Genomic DNA, 18,999 nt, shown 5'->3' on the forward strand with positions numbered 1-18,999 from the left:
CTTACGCCTTTTTTATGGCTAATGTTATGGAGGTTGAAGGGATTAGCAGTTATAACCGCGCCATTTAGTTTCTACTACGAGGCGTTCAAGGGCAACCATGTACGCTGCTTGACGAGGTGGTACATTGTATTTATGTTGCATTTCCCAAACTGCTTCAAAGCTATTTTGCATATTCTTAGTTAACCGTTCATTAACTTCTTCTTCAGTCCAGTAGAAGCTTGCTTTGTTTTGTACCCATTCATAGTAAGATACAACTACACCGCCGCCGTTCGCAAGAACGTCAGGGATGATGTCGATACCTTTTTCATAGAAGTATTTATCTGCATCATTAGTAGTAGGGCCGTTAGCACCTTCCAAGATAATTTTAGCTTGGATATTTTCCATGTTGTCTTTGTTCAATTGGTTTTCAAGAGCTGCCATGTACAATACATCAACTGGTTGAGCCAATAATTCTTGGGCACCAATTGTAGTCATGCCTGGTTCGCTGTAACCTTCAAGGGAACGACCATGAGAGTTAGCATATTCGTATGCTTTTTCCACATCAAGACCGTTAGGGTTGTAGATGTTAACGCTTACATCGCCAATAGCAACAACTTTAGCGCCTGCTTGTGCAATGAGACGAGCACCTACGGAACCTACGTTACCGAAGCCTTGAACTGCTACAGTAAGGTTTTTGATATCTAAGTTTTTCTTAGCGAGATAGCTTTGCAATGCGATGAGACAGCCGCGGCCAGTCGCTTCGTTACGACCTAAGGAACCGCCTACTTCGATAGGTTTACCAGTAACGATACCAGGGCTCCATTCACCTTTTAATGTGCTGTATTCGTCAGCGATCCAGCTCATGATTTGAGAGTTTGTATTTACGTCTGGAGCTGGAACGTCAGTATTAACACCAATGATTGGCGCAATACGACGTACAAAGTTACGAGTTAAGCGTTCTAATTCGCGAGGATTCAAAGTTTTAGGATCAACTTTGATACCGCCTTTACCACCGCCGTAAGGGATGTTAGCAATAGCATTTTTAATAGTCATCCAAGCAGCCAATGCACGAACTTCGTTTTCATCGGAGTCTGGATGGAAGCGGAGACCGCCTTTAGCACTACCACGCAATGTGGAGTGTTGGCAACGATAGCCTTCGTATACGCGAACTTCACCATTATCTAGTTGAAGTGGTACAGCTACTTTTAGTTCCCGTTCAGGATGGCGTAATACTTCGTATTCACTACGAGTATAGCCGAGCTTTTCGGCTGCTACATCTAACGTATTTAGCATGTTTTCATAAGGATTATAACCGCTCATAATAATGACCTCCTGTATATAAGATTAAATGAAGTCTTGCTAATTTTACACATACTGAAGTATTCGACATTGTATACAGAATACCCTTTCTAATTTTATAAATATATTCTATAGTTTTTAATGTTCAAAAAGTGTATAGAATATAGATGTTTACTGTGATAATAGTCACTCGAAGAGTTAGATATAAATTGTAGTTTTTACAGTATAAATGGATACTTTTACAAAAAATAAAAAGAGACCGGTGAAAGATACTTTCACCGGTCTCATAAGAGAATATATTTTATTTTTCCACTGTATCTTCCACTGGAGTAGGAGGTACAGAAGAGTCTGTAGTTTGACCGTCACCCCACCATACGATACCGTATGTATGATTAAGAACAGAACGGTTAAATACAGGTGTTTCGATGCCTGCCTTGCGTTGTTTAATATAGTCTTCAAGAGCAAGACCTGCAGTACGACCCATACGTACGATGGAACTAATATTAGTTAATACTAAGAAAGCCATGAATAAATCGGCTAAATTCCATACTAAATCAAGGGAGGCAATAGAGCCTACGAATGTCATGATAATTACACCGATACGGAACAAATGAAGATAGAATCTCTTATCTGTTAAGTGGCTGATATTAATTTCACCGTAGTAATAGTTACCAATTAAGGAACTGAAGGAGAACATTACGATAAAGATTGCTACCGCTGTAGGTGCCCAAGAACCGAGTTGTTGTTCAAGGTTATGTTGCACTAGAGCTACACCAGTTAAGCCTGTTGTGCTATAGTCGCCAACGACGAGTACGATGAAAGCAGAAGCGGTACAAATGATAAATGTATCAAGGAATACGCCGAATGCTTGTACAAGACCTTGTTCAACAGGGTGGTTAACAGCTGCTGTAGCCGCTGCATTAGGTACAGAACCTTCACCAGCTTCGTTAGAGAATAGACCGCGTTTAATACCATTCATTACAGTGGCGCCTAGCAAGCCACCGCCTGCTGCTACAGGTTCAAAAGCGGAAGAGAAAATAGTGTAGATTACATGTGGGAATTGAGTAATATTCATAATTACTACGAATAATGCAGTAGCGATGTATAGAACCGCCATGATTGGAACGATGATTTCAGATGCTTTAGCAACGCGGCTAATGCCACCGAAAATGATAATGCCAAGAAGAATTGCTACTACAGCGCCAGTATAGGATACATCGAAGTTGAATACTTGGAGAGATGCAGCCAATGTGTTAGCTTGTACAGAGTTGTAAATCCAACCATATGTAATACTAATTAAAATGGCGAACAAAACAGATAATGCTTTGTTGTTTAAACCATAGCGAATGTAGTAAGCTGGACCACCGTAAAAGCCACCTTTAGCAACAGGTTCCTTGTAGATTTGCGCCAATGTAGATTCGATAAAACCTGTAGCAGCACCGATGAGTGCAATAACCCACATCCAGAAGACCGCACCAGGACCGCCGAGAACAACGGCAATGGCGATACCTGCGATGTTACCAACCCCAACACGGGATGCGGTACTAACACAGAATGCTTGGAATGAGGACACGTGATTTTTTTCAGTAGAACTACCAGCACCACTGATTACAAGACGAATCATTTCTTTGATCATCCGAATTTGTACAAAATTCGTTGTCATCGTAAAGAAGAGACCTGCGCCGATGAGGATAAAGATGATGAAATAGCTCCATAAATAGCCATTTATGGTGGATATAGCATCGTTGAGCATTGCTTCCATAAAAAAGCCCCTTTCATATAAAATAATTCTATATAGTTATTGATGTTATTGTATCAATTTCTATAGAGTCTGTAAAATAAAAATCCCTCACAAACGTGAGAGATTTGTTAGTCATTTATTGTTCTATTATAGGTAAGGAGATTCCTTATGCCTTGATAAACTCTTGAGATTCTTCCATACCTTTTAATAAGGTCTGTTCAGAGTGTTCCATGTGAATCTGAGCCAATTTACGAGCTTGTGTTGCGTTATGAGAGGCGATAGCTTCTACGAGTTGGCGATGTTCTTCCCATGTCTTTCTAAGACGACCCGGTTGATTCATGGAGAAGCTACGGAAACGGTAAGTTTGCTCGCGCAAGTTGTGCACGATGTCTGCAAGTCGTTCGTTACGAGAGGCACGGTATAATACTTCGTGGAATTCTACGTCTGCTGCTACGACGGATTCCATGTCCTTGTTTTCCATATGATCGCCAATCTCTACGAGCATTCGTTCTAATGTTTCGATTTCTTCTGCAGTGATACGTTCTGCTGCAAGGCCTGCTGCGAGTTCTTCGAGGGCAGACCGAATTTCGAATACTTGAGTAATATCCTTTAACGATATATTGGCTACGTATGTGCCACGGCGAGGAACCATAACAACAAAGCCTTCGAGCTCAAGCTTACGAATGGCTTCGCGAATTGGTGTGCGGCTCACACCGAGTTCTTCAGCTAGAGGAATTTCCATAAGGCGTTCGCCTGGTTTTAACACGCCGTCTTGAATGGCTTGACGTAATGTTTCACTTACGACTTCGCGTAGAGGTTTATACGCATCGAGGCGTATTGGTTGTAACCGTTTTGTCATGGTAAGTCCTCCTGTGTACATGTTTTTGTAATAAGAGATAGCCAATCATGGCCTGCTGCTTTGATTTCTTCTTGTAGTTGTAATGCTTCCATTGGTTTATCCAGCAATACCACCATAGTAGGACCACTACCAGTCATGATGGTTGGATAGCCGCGGCTAGTGAAGAATTCTTTACAAATGACAAGTTCTTCGTGGTCAGGGAAGAGTAGTTCTTCAAATGTATTAGCACTAGCAAGGAATGCTGATTTTAAGTCATTGTTTTCTAGGTGTCGTTGGACTGTATCGATGGTTTGTTTTGTTGCTACGGACTTGCCTGTGAAGCGACCATAAGCAGCTGCAGTTGATACAGAAACCTTTGGCTTTACTAGCAATAGCCAATGTGGCGCAGGAGATTTTCCGTACGTTAATATTTCGCCACGACCTGTGCCACGTGCTGTACCGCCTTGTAATAGAAATGGCACATCAGAGCCAAGAGTAGAGCCTATTTTTAATAGCTCCTCTTGAGTAAGGCGCAAGTCCCAGAATCGATTGAGACCTACTAACATAGCAGCCGCATCAGCACTCCCACCGCCAAGACCGGCTTGAATAGGTACCCGTTTTAATAGGTGAATGGCAGCTCCCGCTTTGCAACCGGTATAAGCTTGTATTGCCCGTAATGCTTTGAGGGCAAGATTTTCTTCACCGTAAGTAACTAATTTTTGCATATACTCAGGTAATTCTGGAGCGCCACCGGAGAAAACTACGGAATGATGCTTCGCAAAATAAATGGAGTCGCTAAGGCGAATGGATTGGAAGATAGAGTCGATATCGTGATATCCGTCTTCACGCTTGCCCGTAATGGCAAGTCCAATATTGATTTTACTGCAACCGAGTTGCTCAAAACTTTTACTCATGATAGCCTCGTTTGTAACATACAGAATATATGCAATTTATATGTTTATTTTATACTCTTATAAAGTGATTGAAAATAACCATTAAGTGGTTTATGATGAATTTGTATACGCATATTGTTTTATTACTAAATGTATTGTAAATAGCGTATGTTTTAGTTAGTTCATTATAGAATATTTATAGTGAAATGGCAATTTGGAGGAAGCTATGTTCGCTAAGTATAGAAGTGTTATCTATGAAAGCCTTATGGTCATTCTTGGATGTGCCATATTTGGTGCCGGCCTTGATGCCTTTGTATTGCCACACAAATTGGTGAGTACTGGTATTAGTGGGGTAGGCTTGATTTTGTATTATTTAACGGGCTTATCTGTTGGTTCTTGGAATATGATTTTAAATATTCCTATATTCTGGGCTGCTTGGAAGTGGCTGGGCACCCGTGTTGTTATCAAAACCTTGTATGGCACATTGATGCTGTCTTGGATGGTTGATTTATTTAACTTCTTGCAATATGACATGATTATTAAGGATCCTTTGTTGAGTTCCATGATGGCTGGTATTACTACTGGTGTAGGTCTTGGCATTGTATACCGCGTAGGCGGTAACACAGGTGGGCTTGATCCTATTGCACTCATTGTACGCAAATATTATGGACTTCAAATGGGGTCCATTAATAGTGCCATAAACTGTGCTATCCTTGTTGCTGCAATTGGTGTTGTTGGCCTTGAAGCCGTAGCGGTCACACTTATTAGTGTCTATGTGTATACCATCATTACGAATAAGGTGGTTATCGGCTTTAATCAGCGGAAGGTTGCTTTCATCATTACCTATCGTACTGATGAGGTCTGTGAATGCATCATCAATAAGGTTGGTCGTGGCGCAACTATCATTAATGGCATTGGTGCTTATACGCGGACGCCGAAGCAAATCGTTATGGTAGCCGTTAATCTCTTGCAAGTAAATAAATTAAAAGAGGTTATTCAAGAGGCGGATCCAAATGTGTTCATCTTAATAACTGATGCGCAAGAGGTCATTGGGCAAGGCTTTACACAACCGATTATCCCTACTGAAGTGTGTGAACAGTTAAAAGATAAGAGTACCACACAAGAGGATAATACACAGACTATACATAATCGCTAAGTAAAGCAAAATGTAAAATCAGAAAAGTAAAATTCAAAATGTAAGCATTAGTCATCTCATATTAATTATGTGTAAATATAATATTTTATGAATGACATATACATTTGAGATTAGGAGGTTCCTATGGCTCATAAATTAGCAGGTACGCCTGTACAAGAACAAGATATTATAGATGTACAAACTCTGGTAGATGCCTATTTTGACAATGCACCAGATGTAACTGATCCGACACAACTCGTATCCTTCGGTACATCAGGCCACCGTGGTACCTCTTTAAATGGTACCTTTACGGATTTACACGTAGCGGCTATTACACAGGCAATCTGTGATGGTCGTGGTCAATTTGGTGCGACAGGGCCCATTTTTGTGGGCCAAGATACACATGCCTTATCTCAGCCTGCATTAGTAACAGTGCTTGAGGTACTTGCTGGTAATGGTGTGACTGCCATGGTTGATGCGGATATGGACTTTGTTCCAACACCATCTGTGTCTCGTGCAATCATTCGATATAATGAAAGTCACGATAAAAAAGCAGATGGTATCGTTATTACACCATCTCACAATCCTCCAGATAATGGGGGCATTAAGTATAATGCTACCAACGGTGGCCCTGCAGATACGTTGATTACAAAATGGATTGAAACCCGCGCCAATGAGTACGTTCGTGCTTATTGTGAATTAGAAGGGTTTAAACGCATTAGCATAGATAATATTGAACCAGATCAACAAGTGCCTTATGACTATAAGGGCTTATATGTGGAAGAGTTATCTTCCATCATCAATATGGAAGCAATTCAAAGTGCGAAGCCTAAAGTTCTTGTCAATGCATTAGGTGGTAGTGGCCTTGGTTATTGGCGTGCTATTAAAGAACGATATAATCTCAATATGGATATTATCAATGATGAATACGATCCAACCTTTAGCTTTATGACCTATGACCATGATGGCAAGGTGCGTATGGATTGTTCCTCTGAATATGCGATGGCGGATGTAACTAAACAAATTGGCAATTATGATCTCGCTGTTGGCAATGATCCTGATTATGATCGCTACGGTATCGTTACTGCAGAGGGCCTTATTTCACCAAATGCATTCCTTACAGCGGCTGCGGATTATCTGTTTACAACCCGTGGTTGGACTGATAAAGGGGTAGGTAAAACCGTTGTTTGTACCACTATGATTGATAAATGGGCGGCTGTTAAAGACATTCCGGTTTATGAGGTTCCGGTAGGCTTTAAATATTTTAGCTCTTTATTATTTGATGGTGAGATTGGTATCGGCGGTGAAGAATCTGCAGGCGCATCGTTCCTTAAAAAGGACGGCACCGTATGGACTACCGATAAAGACGGCATGGTAATGGCGCTTCTAGCAATGGAAATGTATGCCGTTATGGGCACAACTGTTGATCGCCTCTACAATAATATTGTTGAAGGTTGTGGTGACCCACGATTTGGTCGCATTGATGCGGCTTGTACAAAGGCGGCAAAGGCCAAGTTGAAACAGTTGAATGCAAGTTCCATTACGGCCACAGAGGTAGATGGAGACCCTATTACGAATATACGCACTACATCTTTATACAAGGATATGCCCATCGATGGGGTTCGCGTAGAAACTGAAACAGGTTGGTTTGTAGCGCGTCCGTCCGGTACAGAGGATTTGTATAAAATCTATGGTGAAAGCTATAAAGGGGATAAAGGTTTAGTCGCATTATTGACAGCAGGAGAGGCTATCGTAACGGCTGCATTATCCGACGAAGTGTAAAATACTGTTTTTACATGAAAACTCATGAAGATTTCACCGTAGAAAAGTAATAAATGTGATATAATATATTAATATAGTTTATTGAATACCCTATATGGGTCAAATAGTTTGTAGTGCTCAGAAAAGGTGATGTTATGAAATTAGTTGTTACCGTTGTCGGCGTTGACCGCGTTGGTATCATTGCAGGGGTTAGTACTGTACTTGCTAACCACGGCGTAAACATTATGTCTATAAATCAAACCATTCTTGATGGCGTTTTCAATATGATTATGATGTGTGAAACAAAGTCTGAAGATGTGAAAGATTTGACATCTATTCAAGATGCTTTGAATGCACTCGGTAAAGAACTTGGTGTTGAAATCCGTGCACAACATGCTGATATTTTCTTAAGCATGCACCGTGTAGGATAGGAGGCACTATGTTATCTATCGACAATATTTTAGAAACGAATCAGATGATTCATGATAACAAGCTTGACGTACGTACCATTACAATGGGTATTAGCTTGCTTGAATGTGCATCTAGCTCTGGTAAAGAGTTGTGTGATCGTATTTATGATCGCATTACGAAAGAAGCAGAACACCTTGTGTCTACCGGTGAAGATATTGAGCGCGAGTTTGGTATTCCTATCATTAACAAACGTATTTCTGTAACACCGATCTCATTAGTGGCTGGTGGTAGTGATTTAACATCCTATGTTCCTATTGCAGAAGCGATGGATCGCGCTGCAAAAACAGTAGGTGTAAACTTTATCGGCGGTTTCTCTGCTCTTGTAACAAAAGGTGCTACACGGGCTGACCGCATTTTGATTGATTCCATCCCAGAAGCGTTGGCAACTACAGATATCGTATGTAGCTCTGTAGGTGTGGGCTCTACTAAAACGGGTATCAATATGGATGCAGTTCGCGATATGGGGATCATCGTTAAGAAAACGGCAGAACTTACAAAGGATAATGATGCTCTTGGTTGTGCTAAGCTTGTTATTTTCTGTAACCCTGTAGAGGATAATCCGTTCATGGCCGGTGCCTTCTTTGGTGTAACTGAAGGTGATAGTGCCATTTCTGTAGGCGTATCTGGTCCAGGCGTTGTAAAACACGCACTAGAATCTGTACGTGGTCAATCCTTTGATGTTGTAGCAGAAACAATTAAACGCACTGCTTTCAAAATTACCCGTGTAGGCCAGTTGGTAGCACAAGAGGCATCTCGCCGTCTTGGCAAACCATTCGGTATCATTGACTTGTCCTTGGCACCAACACCAGCTGTAGGTGACTCAGTAGCTCACGTTCTTGAAGAAATGGGCTTATCCTCTTGTGGTTGTCACGGTACTACAGCAGCCCTTGCATTATTGAATGATGCAGTGAAAAAAGGTGGCCTTATGGCATCTTCTCACGTAGGCGGTCTCAGTGGTGCATTTATTCCAGTATCTGAAGATGCGGGTATGATTGATGCTGTATCTTGTGGCAGTTTATCCCTCGATAAATTAGAGGCTATGACATGTGTTTGTTCTGTGGGCCTTGACATGATTGCTATTCCTGGAGACACAACAGCAGATACAATTTCTGCAATCATTGCTGATGAATCTGCTATTGGTATGATTAATAATAAGACAACTGCGGTTCGTGTAATTCCTGTACCTGGTAAAACAGTAGGTGAGGTTGTTGAGTTTGGTGGCTTGTTAGGCTATGCTCCAATCATTGAAGTAAGCCCATATAGTGCAGCTGAGTTCATTGCACGTGGTGGTCGTATTCCTGCACCTATTCGTAGCTTAACGAACTAATATTGTTTTAACCCAGTTGTTGGAGGTGTCTTATGAGTGATTATGTGCTCGATTATGTATGGGCCTTTGCTCTGGCGCTCGTCATAACCTTTGCACTTACCCCTTTGGTGAAACGCTTTGCCGTTGCTGTTGGGGCAATAGATAAACCTGATGCCCGCAAGGTACATCATGGTGCTATTCCACGACTTGGTGGGTTAGCAATCTTCCTCGGTTATATAGGATCGGTCCTCTTTAATGGATCTATCCCACATGACCATAAACTATTTGGCTTTGTGCTTGGTACCGTTATCCTTGTGCTTGTCGGCATATGGGATGATATTAAACAAATTGAGCCAAAGACTAAGTTGATGGGCCAAATCATAGCGGCAGCTATTTTGGTAGCTTACGATATTCGCGTAGACTTCATCAACCTTCCTTGGGGTGGTGTGGTATACCTTAAATATTGGTCTGCTCCATTGACTATTTTCTGGATTGTAGGCTTTACGAATATCGTAAACCTTATCGATGGACTTGATGGCTTGGCAGCAGGCATTTCCTTTATTGCTTGTATTGCTGTTTGTGCTATGACATTACAACTTGGTCAAACAGACCTTGCCTGTATTTCATTGGCACTAGCAGGTGCAACAGTAGGGTTCTTGCGGTATAACTTTAACCCAGCGAAAATCTTCATGGGTGATACGGGCTCTATGCTCCTTGGTTATACATTAGCCGCTATTTCTGTAATGGGGGCTGTTAAAACGGCGGCTACTATTGCATTAGTGGTACCAGCTATCGTGCTAGGCTTACCAATTCTCGATACATTGTTTGCTATCGTGCGCCGTAAAATCAGCGGTCGTCCGATTTTCAAGCCTGATAAAGGCCATGTGCATCATCGTTTGTTAGCACAGGGCTTATCTCAAAAACAAGCAGTGCTAATGATGTATGCTGTAACGGCTCTCTTTGGTGGCGTATCCGTCATCGTAGCAGAGGTCAATGCTTGGATTGGTATCGCATTAGTACTCGTTATCTTCTTAGGTAGTATTTATGTGGCTCGTCGCCTTGGTGTTATTACTCACAGTGATGCGGCAGGTCATCCACTACCACGTCCTACAATTGAACGCAGCGATTCAGATGAAACTATTTCCTTTGATCGTGAAGAATTGGCAAAAGCTTTAGAGGAATCCGAGGATTCCCATAAGAAATAACCATGTGGGGCGCTTGGCGCCCCATTTTTTCTATCCTACTATGTTGGAGGCAACTATGTTAAAAGTTATGACAATCTTTGGTACAAGACCTGAGGCTATCAAGATGGCTCCTCTTGTAAAAGCATTAGAAGCAGCACCGGATATGGAACCGATTGTAACCGTTACGGCACAACATCGCGATATGCTCGATCAAGTACTAAACTTGTTTAATATTACCCCTGATTACGACTTGAATATTATGAGCCAAGGTCAAACATTGTACGATGTAACAAACCGTGCATTGATGGGCCTTAAAGATGTATTAGAAGAAGCTAAACCTGATGTGGTTCTTGTACATGGTGATACTACAACTACCTTTGCAGGTGCTTTGGCGTCCTTCTATCAAGAAATTCCTGTAGGCCATGTAGAAGCAGGCCTTCGCACTGGTGATATTTACTCTCCATTCCCAGAAGAGATGAACCGCAAGTTGACTGGTTCTATTGCGACATATCATTTTGCACCAACAGCTAGTTCTGAAAGTAATCTTAAAAAAGAAAATATAAATACAGACCATTTGTATGTAACAGGCAATACGGTTATTGATGCCCTTGATACAACAGTACAAGAAAATTATGTGTTTGATGATGCTGCTATCAATGCATTAGATCCTGAAAAACGTACAGTGCTTGTTACTACACATCGCCGTGAAAACTTGGGTGAGCCTATGCGCCATGTATACCAAGCTATTCGCGATTTGCTTGATGAATTTAAAGATATTCAAGTGGTATTCCCTGTACATAAGAATCCTAAAGTTCGCCAAGTTGTACAAGAAGAACTCGGTTCTGTAGAACGTGTTACATTAATTGACCCGCTTGATTACGAACCATTTGCTAATTTGATGGCTAAATCCTATTTGATTCTTACTGATTCTGGTGGGATTCAAGAGGAAGCACCAGCTCTTGGTAAACCAGTTCTCGTATTGCGTGATACTACAGAACGCCCAGAAGCTGTTGAAGCTGGTACTGTGCGCCTTGTAGGTACTGACAAAGACGCTGTACATGCAGCAGCTCATGAATTGTTGAGCAATGCAGAGGCTTATAAATTGATGTCTAATTCCGTTAACCCATATGGTGACGGCAAAGCATCTGAACGCATCATCCAAGCGTTGCGCCATGAATTTTTAGGCGATCCTAATCGTCCTGAACGTTTTGGTAAATAATATGGATAAGGACCTTGTGAAAGCCCTCGCCATGGCAACATCAGCGGGGCTCACACTCGTTTTCTGTATAGGTGGCTTTATTGGGATTGGATATATACTAGATGGTTGGTTTAGAACTGAACCATTATGTATGGTTATATTTGGTCTTATTGGAGCTATAACAGGCTTTTATATGTTATATAAACAAGTTAAGTAGTGAGGTATATATGAATCAATATATTAAATTCATAGTGCGTGTGCTACTAACTTGTTTTTTTATTGCCTTTTTAGGCGGTATAATACAAGTTTTATGTGGCTTAGAAGTGTATCTATGGGGATGGCTTTGGGGCATTTTTATAATGGTACTCTACTTGCTTAGTTTGGCTTTGCATGGACAATCTATTGTGTCAGGAGACCCTTATAAAGCCGTACGTAAAGCTCGCAGGCAGATGATATGGCGTCTTATGTTAGTAGGCTCTTTGGTCGTCTTAGGATTAAAAATACCTGGTGTTGAAGCTGTTAGCATGTTTATAGGTATTGCACTCATACAACCGGCATTATATGTGGTGTATTGGTGGCTTAGTCGGCATTTCTGACCCCGTAAGTAGCAGTAAGAATGATAGGTGTATACCGATAATGCATTATACACAATGTGATTATGAGTAATTGGAATTGTTTACCTTGTAAGTGTTGATTATATATCTATAACGATGTATGATGATACATATATAATATATTTATATTAATTGTAAATATATAAGGTTTTTATTATGACTATGGAAGGGGTTGAGAACGTGGAATTACATGCGGGACACCATGAGGTCGTGCAGTGGTTGGGGTTAACATTTAATATTGATACCTTGATTGCTACATGGGTTACTATGGCTATTGTAATACTGGTAACAGTATTGGCCACCCGAGGACGTAAATTGGTGCCTGTAGGCTTGCAAAATATAGTGGAAGCTATATTAGAAGGCTTAGAGGGGCAGCTAGCTCCGAACTTGGGTCGTCATTGGCCGATGGTAAGTTCCTTGTTATTTACGTTTTTCTTATTTATTTTTGTAGGGAACGAACTGGGTTTAATGCCAACGTTTAAGGCTTTAACATCACCAACATCCGATATTAATACTACAATTGCATTAGCTCTATGTAGCACATTAGTGGTATGGGTTATGGGGATTAAAGTTAAAGGCTTATCCTATTTCAATCATTTTGTACAACCTTATAAGGCTTTGCTAATCCTTAATATTTTTGAGGAAATTGCAAAACCAGTTACACTTGCTTTCCGTCTATTCGGCAATATCGTAGCTGGTGAAATTTTGTTAGAAGTATTGTATAACTTGCCTTGGTTTGTACCTGTACCATGGGTTTGGATTGCTTTTAGTTTATTTATCGGTATTATTCAAGCCTTTATTTTCACAGTTCTTACTGCCTCCTACTTGGGGATGGCTCTTAGTGAGGAACATTAATTATTTTATATGGAGGATATATTATGGAAGCTCAAGGTTTATTCGCATTAGCAGCAGCAATCGCAGTAGGTTGTGGTGCCATTGGTGCAGGTATCGGTGATGGTCTTGTATCTAGCAAAGTAATCGAAGGTATTACACGCCAACCAGAATTACGTGGTCAATTGATGTCTACAATGTTCGTAGCGATTGGTTTGATCGAAGCGATGCCTATCATCGGTGTAGTAGTAGCATTTATTTTGTTATTCAGATAATAACGAGGAGGAATAACCTTGGTTGACTTAAGCCTTGGAACGATTCTTGCTCAAATGTTGAACTTTTTTATATTAGTTTGGCTATTGGCTCGTTTTGCATATAAACCATTATTGGCTATGATGACAGAACGTAAAGAACGAATTGCTAAAGACTTAGAAGCTGCAGAAAAAGCTCGTGCAGAAGCAGAGGAATTTAAAGCTGATTATGCAGCTCAAATTTCTAATGCTCGTGTAGAGGCACAAAAAATTGTTGAAAAAGCAATTCAAGAAGCAGAAAATACAACACGTGAACAATTAGCAACAGCTCGCGAGCAAATTGAACAAGAAAAAAATCGTGCTCGTCAAGATATTGCCATTGAACGTGATCGTGCTATGAACAGCTTGCGCAATGAAGTTGTTTCCTTATCTGTAGCTATGGCTGGTAAAGTTGTTGCTAAAGATATGAACAGCGAAACTAATACGAAATTGATCGAAGACGCTATTCGTCAACTTGATAGTAAAACGATAGGGTTGTGATACGATGAGCATAGAAATTGTAGCAGATAAATACAGTTCAGCTATGTTTGAATTAGCTCAAGAACAAAATAAGTTGGATCTCATGGAGGAGCAATTAGGCTATGTAGCATCTGTAATGGATGAGCAACCTGAATTAAGCTCATTCCTTGAAAATCCAACTGTTACAGAAGATGCAAAGATTAAGCTGATTGGTAAAATTTTTGAATCTAGTCTCGATAAGGTTGCTTTGCATTTTATTTATGTGATGATTAAACGTGGTCGTGATCGCTATATAAAGCAGACTATTGCGGCATTTATTAAGAAATCACGCGAAGCTCGTGGTATTCTAGAAGCTACTGTCACTGTAGCAGAACCAATCACAGCTGATATAGAAGCATCTGTACAAGCTAAATTACGAGAGGTAACGGGCAAAGATGTTATTCTATCCGTGCGTCAAGATCCTTCCATTATGGGTGGTATTATCATTCAAGTAGGGGATAAACGCATTGATGGCTCTGTATCTCGTCGCTTGCAAGAATTAGAAAAATCTTTATTAAGAACGAACTCTATTAGATAGGGGTGAATGGGTATATATGAAAATGAAGCCTGAAGAAATCACTGCTATAATTAAACAGCAGATTCAGGACTATGATGTTGACCTCAATGTCGATGACGTGGGTACTGTTCTCGACGTAGGGGATGGCATCGCCCATATTTATGGTCTTGAAAGAGCCATGGCCGGTGAGTTGTTAGAGTTACCACACGGCGTATATGGCTTGGTTTTGAACTTAGAATTAGATAATGTTGGTGCCGTACTATTGGGTGATGACTTCTTGATTAAAGAAGGTGACCAAGTACGCCGTACTGGCAAAATTATGGACGTACCAGTAGGTGATGCACTTATTGGTCGTGTAGTAAATCCGTTGGGTCAGCCTATCGATGGTAAGGGTGCTATTCAAGCGACAGAACGTCGTCCTGTAGAACATCCAGCTCCTGGTATTGCGGATCGTCAATCCGTAAATGAACCTTTGCAAACTGGTTTGAAAGCCATTGATGCAATGGTACCAATTGGCCGTGGCCAACGTGAGCTCATCATTGGTGACCGTGGTACTGGTAAAACTGCAATCGCTCTTGATACAATCATCAACCAAAAAGGTAAAGATGTTATTTGTATCTATGTAGCTATTGGTCAAAAAGAATCTACCGTAGCTCGTGTAGTACAAAAATTAGAAGAAACAGGTGCGTTGGATTATACAATCGTCGTTTCTGCTAGTGCTTCTACAGGTGCTCCATTACAATACATTGCTCCGTATGCAGGGGTTGCTATGGGTGAATACTTCATGTACAAAGGCAAACATGTACTTTGCGTATATGATGACTTAACTAAGCAAGCAGCTGCTTACCGTGCTATGTCTCTATTATTACGCCGTCCACCAGGGCGTGAAGCGTATCCAGGCGACGTATTCTACTTACACAGCCGCCTATTAGAACGTGCTGCTAAACTTTCACCAGAACTTGGCGGTGGTTCTATTACAGCGTTGCCAATCATTGAAACACAAGCGGGTGACGTATCTGCATACATCCCAACAAACGTAATCTCCATCACTGATGGTCAAATTTTCTTGGGGACAGATATGTTCTACTCTGGTATCCGTCCAGCTGTTGACGTAGGTTTGTCCGTATCCCGTGTAGGTGGTAGTGCACAAACTAAAGCGATGAAACAAGTAGCAGGCCAATTGCGTTTGGACCTTGCACAATATCGTGAATTGGCAGCCTTCGCACAGTTCGGTTCTGATCTTGATGCGGCTACTAAAGCACAATTAGACCGCGGTGAACGTTTGACTGAAATGTTAAAACAAGGTCAATATGAACCTATGAGCGTAGCAGAAATGGTTATCAATCTTTACGCTGGTACAAAAGGATACTTAGCTAATATTCAAGTAGATGATGTATTATCATTTGAAGCTGAACTTTTACGTTTTATAAAAGCTAACTATCCTGAAATTATCACGAATATTGAAACGTCTAAGAAAATTGATGAAGATACTGAAAATCTATTGAAGCAAGCAATCCCAGAATGTGTAGAAGCATTTGGTTCTACGCATACATTAGTGTCTCATAAGGAGGCGTAATGTATGGCTAGTGCACAAGATTTGCGAAAACGCATAAAAAGTGTTACCAATACGCAACAAATTACAAAAGCGATGAAGATGGTTGCTTCAGCTCGTCTTCGTAGGGCACAAACAAAAGCGGAATCTACACGTCCTTACGCAGAAAAAATTGGGCAAATCTTGCGTCATATGTCTAATAGTGATTTAGAAGGCTTTAGCAGTCCTTTACTAGAGGTACGTCCTATAAAGCGTACGTGCTATATAGTAATAGGTGCTGATAAGGGCCTTGCAGGGGCATTCTCGTCTAATGTATTGAAATTTGCTATGGAGCAATTGCATGGCAAATCTTCCGATACATATCGTGTTATCACGGCTGGTAAAAAGCCAAGAGACAGCATGAAATCCAGAGGAATTCATATCGATAAGTCCTATGCGGGCTTCTCTGATAAACCTTCCTATGAACATGCGCGTGCCATTATGCATGAAGCACTTTCACTATACGAACGTCATGAAGTTGACGAAGTCATCATGATCTATACACGTTTTGTAAATTCTATGACGCAAATTGCACAGGCTGAGCGCTTGTTGCCAATAGAGCAACCACAAGATGAGGTAAAAGGGGAAGAATATGACTTTATGCCTTCCGCTGTATCTGTCTTGGAGGCGTTGCTACCAAAATATTTAGAAATTACTGTTTATAATGGATTGTTGCAATCTGCAGCAAGTGAACTTGGTGCTCGCATGACAGCTATGACATCTGCTACAGACAATGCAGGGGAACTCATTGATTCCTTGGGGCTTGAATATAACAAGTTACGTCAATCTAGCATTACAAACGAAATTTCTGAAATCGTTGGTGGCGCTAATGCCTTGCAATAAATAAGGAGACATCTGTCGATGAGTAATAATATTGGTAAAGTTGTGCAGGTCATTGGCCCAGTTGTAGACGTGCGCTTCGATGCTGGTCATTTGCCAAGCATCTACAACGCCATCAACATCTACCATGATCATAAGGCACATGATAGACAAAAAATTGTAGTAGAGGTTATGCAACACTTAGGTGATGATACTGTACGTTGCGTTGCGATGAGCTCTACTGACGGTATGACCCGTAATATGGATGCTGAAGATACTGGTGCTGCAATTGCCGTTCCTGTAGGTGAAGGTGTATTGGGTCGTATCTTTAACGTACTGGGTGAAACTGTGGACCATGATCCAGCTCCAGTTGTAGCTGACGAAAAATGGCCTATTCATCGTCCAGCACCTAAATTTGATGACCTTTCTCCAGATACACAAATCTTGGAAACAGGTATTAAGGTTGTTGACCTTATCGCTCCATATGTAAAAGGTGGTAAAATCGGTCTTTTCGGTGGTGCTGGTGTAGGTAAAACCGTATTGATCATGGAATTGATTCACAATGTTGCTACAGAGCACGGTGGTTACTCCGTATTCTCCGGCGTAGGCGAACGTACTCGTGAAGGTAACGACTTGTGGAATGAAATGAAAGAATCCGGCGTTATCAATAAAACGGCCCTCGTATATGGCCAAATGAATGAGCCACCTGGGGCTCGTATGCGCGTAGGTCTTACAGGCCTTACAATGGCTGAATACTTCCGTGACGTGAAGAAACAAGACGTGCTCTTGTTTATCGATAACATCTTCCGCTTTATCCAAGCGGGTTCTGAAGTATCTGCCCTCTTAGGTCGTATGCCATCTGCCGTAGGTTACCAACCTACATTGGCTAATGACGTAGGTGCTTTACAAGAACGTATTACATCTACAAAAGAAGGTTCCATTACTTCCGTACAAGCTGTATATGTACCAGCCGATGACTTGACTGACCCTGCTCCAGCAGCGACATTCGCTCACTTGGATGCAACAACAGTATTGTCTCGTTCCATTGCGGAACTTGGTATTTATCCAGCGGTGGATCCACTCGATTCTACAAGCCGTATTTTGGACCCACATGTACTTGGCGAAGAACACTATGCAGTAGCTCGTGGCGTACAAGAAGTATTGCAAAAATATCGCGATCTTCAAGATATTATCGCAATCCTTGGTATGGAAGAATTGTCTGACGAAGATAAATTGACTGTATCTCGCGCTCGTAAGATTCAACGTTTCTTGAGTCAACCATTCTTCGTAGCCGAAGTATTTACAGGTTCTCCTGGTAAATACGTACCATTGTCCGAAACATTGAGAGGCTTTAGAGAAATCCTTGATGGTAAACATGATGATTTGCCAGAAGGCGCATTCTACATGGTTGGTACCATTGATGAAGCCGTTCAAAAAGCAAAGGAAATGCAAGAGAAGGGGGAATAATCCATGGCGGAACCTATGTCCCTACAGATCATCACACCTGATGCGATTGTCTTTGAAGGCAAGTCTACATTCTTTGTAGGCAAAGCCATCGATGGTCAATTTGGTGTTTTGCCAAATCATGCACCTATGATTATCGCATTAGATTTAGCGCCATTACGCATAGATCAACCAGATGGAACATCTCGTGAACTTGCCGTATTTGGTGGCTTCTGTGAAATCGAACATAATAAGGTGAGTATTGTAACCCCAGATTGCCAAGATCCATCATCCATTGATGTGGACCGTGCTCGTCGAGCTAAAGAACGTGCAGAAGGTCGGTTATCCAATCCTACACCAGATATCGATGTAGAACGCGCAGAAGCAGCATTGCAACGTGCATTATTGCGCCTGCATGTAACTAAACAACTATAAAGAAAAAGGCTAGCCATAGGGCTAGCCTTTTTCTATAGAATTTCATTTTGTTTATAGGAAACACTCATCTAACATTAAGGTCATCTGCTTATACTAAAATTTGTCATTTAAATTTAATGACTTATTGTGTTAATT

At 41.2% G+C, this 18,999-nt stretch carries 20 protein-coding genes; 16 read left to right on the forward strand and 4 right to left on the reverse strand.

Annotated elements, in window-relative coordinates; translation table 11 throughout:
* Positions 1–42: 42 nt before the first annotated feature.
* The 4 genes from ACDF53_RS05000 to ispE form a co-directional block, all read right to left on the reverse strand.
* Entirely contained in the window at positions 43–1,299 is a 1,257-nt protein-coding gene (locus tag ACDF53_RS05000; protein ID WP_295780432.1) for a Glu/Leu/Phe/Val dehydrogenase, read from the reverse strand.
* Between the two features lie 280 nt (positions 1,300–1,579).
* A complete protein-coding gene (locus ACDF53_RS05005; protein ID WP_105089736.1) occupies positions 1,580–3,040 on the reverse strand; it encodes a sodium:alanine symporter family protein in 1,461 nt (486 codons plus the stop codon).
* 145 nt (positions 3,041–3,185) lie between these two features.
* Positions 3,186–3,878 carry a GntR family transcriptional regulator gene (locus ACDF53_RS05010; protein WP_303930933.1) on the reverse strand — a complete coding sequence of 231 codons (693 nt, stop codon included), beginning with the start codon at positions 3,876–3,878 and terminating at the stop codon, positions 3,186–3,188.
* Positions 3,875–4,771, reverse strand: a complete 897-nt coding sequence (gene ispE, locus ACDF53_RS05015; RefSeq protein ID WP_370815667.1) for a 4-(cytidine 5'-diphospho)-2-C-methyl-D-erythritol kinase — start codon at positions 4,769–4,771, stop codon at positions 3,875–3,877. Before ispE ends, ACDF53_RS05010 begins: the two co-directional genes overlap by 4 nt.
* Before the next feature lie 205 nt (positions 4,772–4,976).
* Between ispE and ACDF53_RS05020 the strand changes: the two genes are divergently transcribed.
* The 16 genes from ACDF53_RS05020 to atpC all read left to right on the forward strand — a co-directional run bounded on the left by ACDF53_RS05020 (position 4,977) and on the right by atpC (position 18,864).
* Positions 4,977–5,906: a YitT family protein gene (locus tag ACDF53_RS05020; RefSeq protein WP_227721098.1), complete on the forward strand. Its 930-nt coding sequence runs from the start codon at positions 4,977–4,979 to the stop codon at positions 5,904–5,906.
* 123 nt (positions 5,907–6,029) lie between these two features.
* Positions 6,030–7,667: a phosphoglucomutase gene (locus tag ACDF53_RS05025; protein ID WP_295824964.1), complete on the forward strand. Its 1,638-nt coding sequence runs from the start codon at positions 6,030–6,032 to the stop codon at positions 7,665–7,667.
* Between the two features lie 134 nt (positions 7,668–7,801).
* Positions 7,802–8,077, forward strand: coding sequence for an ACT domain-containing protein (locus ACDF53_RS05030; RefSeq protein WP_039968964.1), 276 nt, complete (start codon positions 7,802–7,804; stop codon positions 8,075–8,077).
* Between the two features lie 8 nt (positions 8,078–8,085).
* Positions 8,086–9,444, forward strand: coding sequence for a PFL family protein (locus ACDF53_RS05035; protein WP_227721100.1), 1,359 nt, complete (start codon positions 8,086–8,088; stop codon positions 9,442–9,444).
* Between the two features lie 32 nt (positions 9,445–9,476).
* Complete coding sequence (locus ACDF53_RS05040) at positions 9,477–10,628, forward strand: glycosyltransferase family 4 protein (RefSeq protein ID WP_227721101.1); 1,152 nt, start codon at positions 9,477–9,479, stop codon at positions 10,626–10,628.
* Positions 10,629–10,683: 55 nt separating this feature from the next.
* Positions 10,684–11,826 (forward strand): non-hydrolyzing UDP-N-acetylglucosamine 2-epimerase, encoded by a 1,143-nt coding sequence (gene wecB, locus ACDF53_RS05045; RefSeq protein WP_119206792.1) that lies wholly within the window; start codon positions 10,684–10,686, stop codon positions 11,824–11,826.
* 1 nt (position 11,827) lies between these two features.
* Positions 11,828–12,022 (forward strand): AtpZ/AtpI family protein, encoded by a 195-nt coding sequence (locus ACDF53_RS05050; protein WP_105089727.1) that lies wholly within the window; start codon positions 11,828–11,830, stop codon positions 12,020–12,022.
* Between the two features lie 10 nt (positions 12,023–12,032).
* Positions 12,033–12,401 carry a hypothetical protein gene (locus tag ACDF53_RS05055; protein ID WP_005385424.1) on the forward strand — a complete coding sequence of 123 codons (369 nt, stop codon included), beginning with the start codon at positions 12,033–12,035 and terminating at the stop codon, positions 12,399–12,401.
* Between the two features lie 174 nt (positions 12,402–12,575).
* A complete protein-coding gene (gene atpB / locus ACDF53_RS05060) occupies positions 12,576–13,274 on the forward strand; it encodes a F0F1 ATP synthase subunit A (protein ID WP_005385425.1) in 699 nt (232 codons plus the stop codon).
* Positions 13,275–13,297: 23 nt separating this feature from the next.
* Positions 13,298–13,525: a F0F1 ATP synthase subunit C gene (gene atpE, locus ACDF53_RS05065; RefSeq protein ID WP_004695064.1), complete on the forward strand. Its 228-nt coding sequence runs from the start codon at positions 13,298–13,300 to the stop codon at positions 13,523–13,525.
* A gap of 18 nt (positions 13,526–13,543) precedes the next feature.
* On the forward strand, positions 13,544–14,041 hold the full coding sequence (atpF, locus tag ACDF53_RS05070) for a F0F1 ATP synthase subunit B (RefSeq protein WP_105089726.1): 498 nt from the start codon (positions 13,544–13,546) through the stop codon (positions 14,039–14,041).
* Between the two features lie 4 nt (positions 14,042–14,045).
* On the forward strand, positions 14,046–14,597 hold the full coding sequence (gene atpH / locus ACDF53_RS05075; protein WP_105089725.1) for an ATP synthase F1 subunit delta: 552 nt from the start codon (positions 14,046–14,048) through the stop codon (positions 14,595–14,597).
* 16 nt (positions 14,598–14,613) lie between these two features.
* Positions 14,614–16,152 carry a F0F1 ATP synthase subunit alpha gene (gene atpA, locus ACDF53_RS05080; protein WP_105089724.1) on the forward strand — a complete coding sequence of 513 codons (1,539 nt, stop codon included), beginning with the start codon at positions 14,614–14,616 and terminating at the stop codon, positions 16,150–16,152.
* A 3-nt stretch (positions 16,153–16,155) separates the two neighbouring features.
* Entirely contained in the window at positions 16,156–17,010 is an 855-nt protein-coding gene (gene atpG, locus ACDF53_RS05085) for an ATP synthase F1 subunit gamma (RefSeq protein ID WP_060924366.1), read from the forward strand.
* Positions 17,011–17,028: 18 nt separating this feature from the next.
* The gene (atpD, locus tag ACDF53_RS05090) at positions 17,029–18,453 is read left to right on the forward strand and encodes a F0F1 ATP synthase subunit beta (protein WP_060924365.1); all 1,425 of its coding nucleotides are present in this window, start codon (positions 17,029–17,031) and stop codon (positions 18,451–18,453) included.
* A 3-nt stretch (positions 18,454–18,456) separates the two neighbouring features.
* Positions 18,457–18,864, forward strand: coding sequence for an ATP synthase F1 subunit epsilon (gene atpC, locus ACDF53_RS05095; RefSeq protein WP_060924364.1), 408 nt, complete (start codon positions 18,457–18,459; stop codon positions 18,862–18,864).
* Positions 18,865–18,999: the final 135 nt, after the last annotated feature.

The organism is Veillonella sp., from assembly GCF_041333735.1.
Taxonomy (GTDB): domain Bacteria; phylum Bacillota; class Negativicutes; order Veillonellales; family Veillonellaceae; genus Veillonella.

Bases quoted from the DNA above. Each gene is read 5' to 3' on its own strand.
- atpE (WP_004695064.1), top strand. From the start codon at position 13,298: ATGGAAGCTCAAGGTTTATTCGCATTAGCAGCAGCAATCGCAGTAGGT.
- ACDF53_RS05005 (WP_105089736.1), bottom strand. From the start codon at position 3,040: ATGGAAGCAATGCTCAACGATGCTATATCCACCATAAATGGCTATTTA.
- atpD (WP_060924365.1), top strand. From the start codon at position 17,029: ATGAGTAATAATATTGGTAAAGTTGTGCAGGTCATTGGCCCAGTTGTA.
- ACDF53_RS05010 (WP_303930933.1), bottom strand. From the start codon at position 3,878: ATGACAAAACGGTTACAACCAATACGCCTCGATGCGTATAAACCTCTA.
- ACDF53_RS05050 (WP_105089727.1), top strand. From the start codon at position 11,828: ATGGATAAGGACCTTGTGAAAGCCCTCGCCATGGCAACATCAGCGGGG.
- ACDF53_RS05030 (WP_039968964.1), top strand. From the start codon at position 7,802: ATGAAATTAGTTGTTACCGTTGTCGGCGTTGACCGCGTTGGTATCATT.
- ACDF53_RS05020 (WP_227721098.1), top strand. From the start codon at position 4,977: ATGTTCGCTAAGTATAGAAGTGTTATCTATGAAAGCCTTATGGTCATT.
- atpG (WP_060924366.1), top strand. From the start codon at position 16,156: ATGGCTAGTGCACAAGATTTGCGAAAACGCATAAAAAGTGTTACCAAT.
- ACDF53_RS05000 (WP_295780432.1), bottom strand. From the start codon at position 1,299: ATGAGCGGTTATAATCCTTATGAAAACATGCTAAATACGTTAGATGTA.
- ACDF53_RS05035 (WP_227721100.1), top strand. From the start codon at position 8,086: ATGTTATCTATCGACAATATTTTAGAAACGAATCAGATGATTCATGAT.
- ACDF53_RS05025 (WP_295824964.1), top strand. From the start codon at position 6,030: ATGGCTCATAAATTAGCAGGTACGCCTGTACAAGAACAAGATATTATA.
- ACDF53_RS05055 (WP_005385424.1), top strand. From the start codon at position 12,033: ATGAATCAATATATTAAATTCATAGTGCGTGTGCTACTAACTTGTTTT.
- atpB (WP_005385425.1), top strand. From the start codon at position 12,576: ATGACTATGGAAGGGGTTGAGAACGTGGAATTACATGCGGGACACCAT.
- atpH (WP_105089725.1), top strand. From the start codon at position 14,046: ATGAGCATAGAAATTGTAGCAGATAAATACAGTTCAGCTATGTTTGAA.
- ispE (WP_370815667.1), bottom strand. From the start codon at position 4,771: ATGAGTAAAAGTTTTGAGCAACTCGGTTGCAGTAAAATCAATATTGGA.
- wecB (WP_119206792.1), top strand. From the start codon at position 10,684: ATGTTAAAAGTTATGACAATCTTTGGTACAAGACCTGAGGCTATCAAG.
- atpC (WP_060924364.1), top strand. From the start codon at position 18,457: ATGGCGGAACCTATGTCCCTACAGATCATCACACCTGATGCGATTGTC.
- atpA (WP_105089724.1), top strand. From the start codon at position 14,614: ATGAAAATGAAGCCTGAAGAAATCACTGCTATAATTAAACAGCAGATT.
- ACDF53_RS05040 (WP_227721101.1), top strand. From the start codon at position 9,477: ATGAGTGATTATGTGCTCGATTATGTATGGGCCTTTGCTCTGGCGCTC.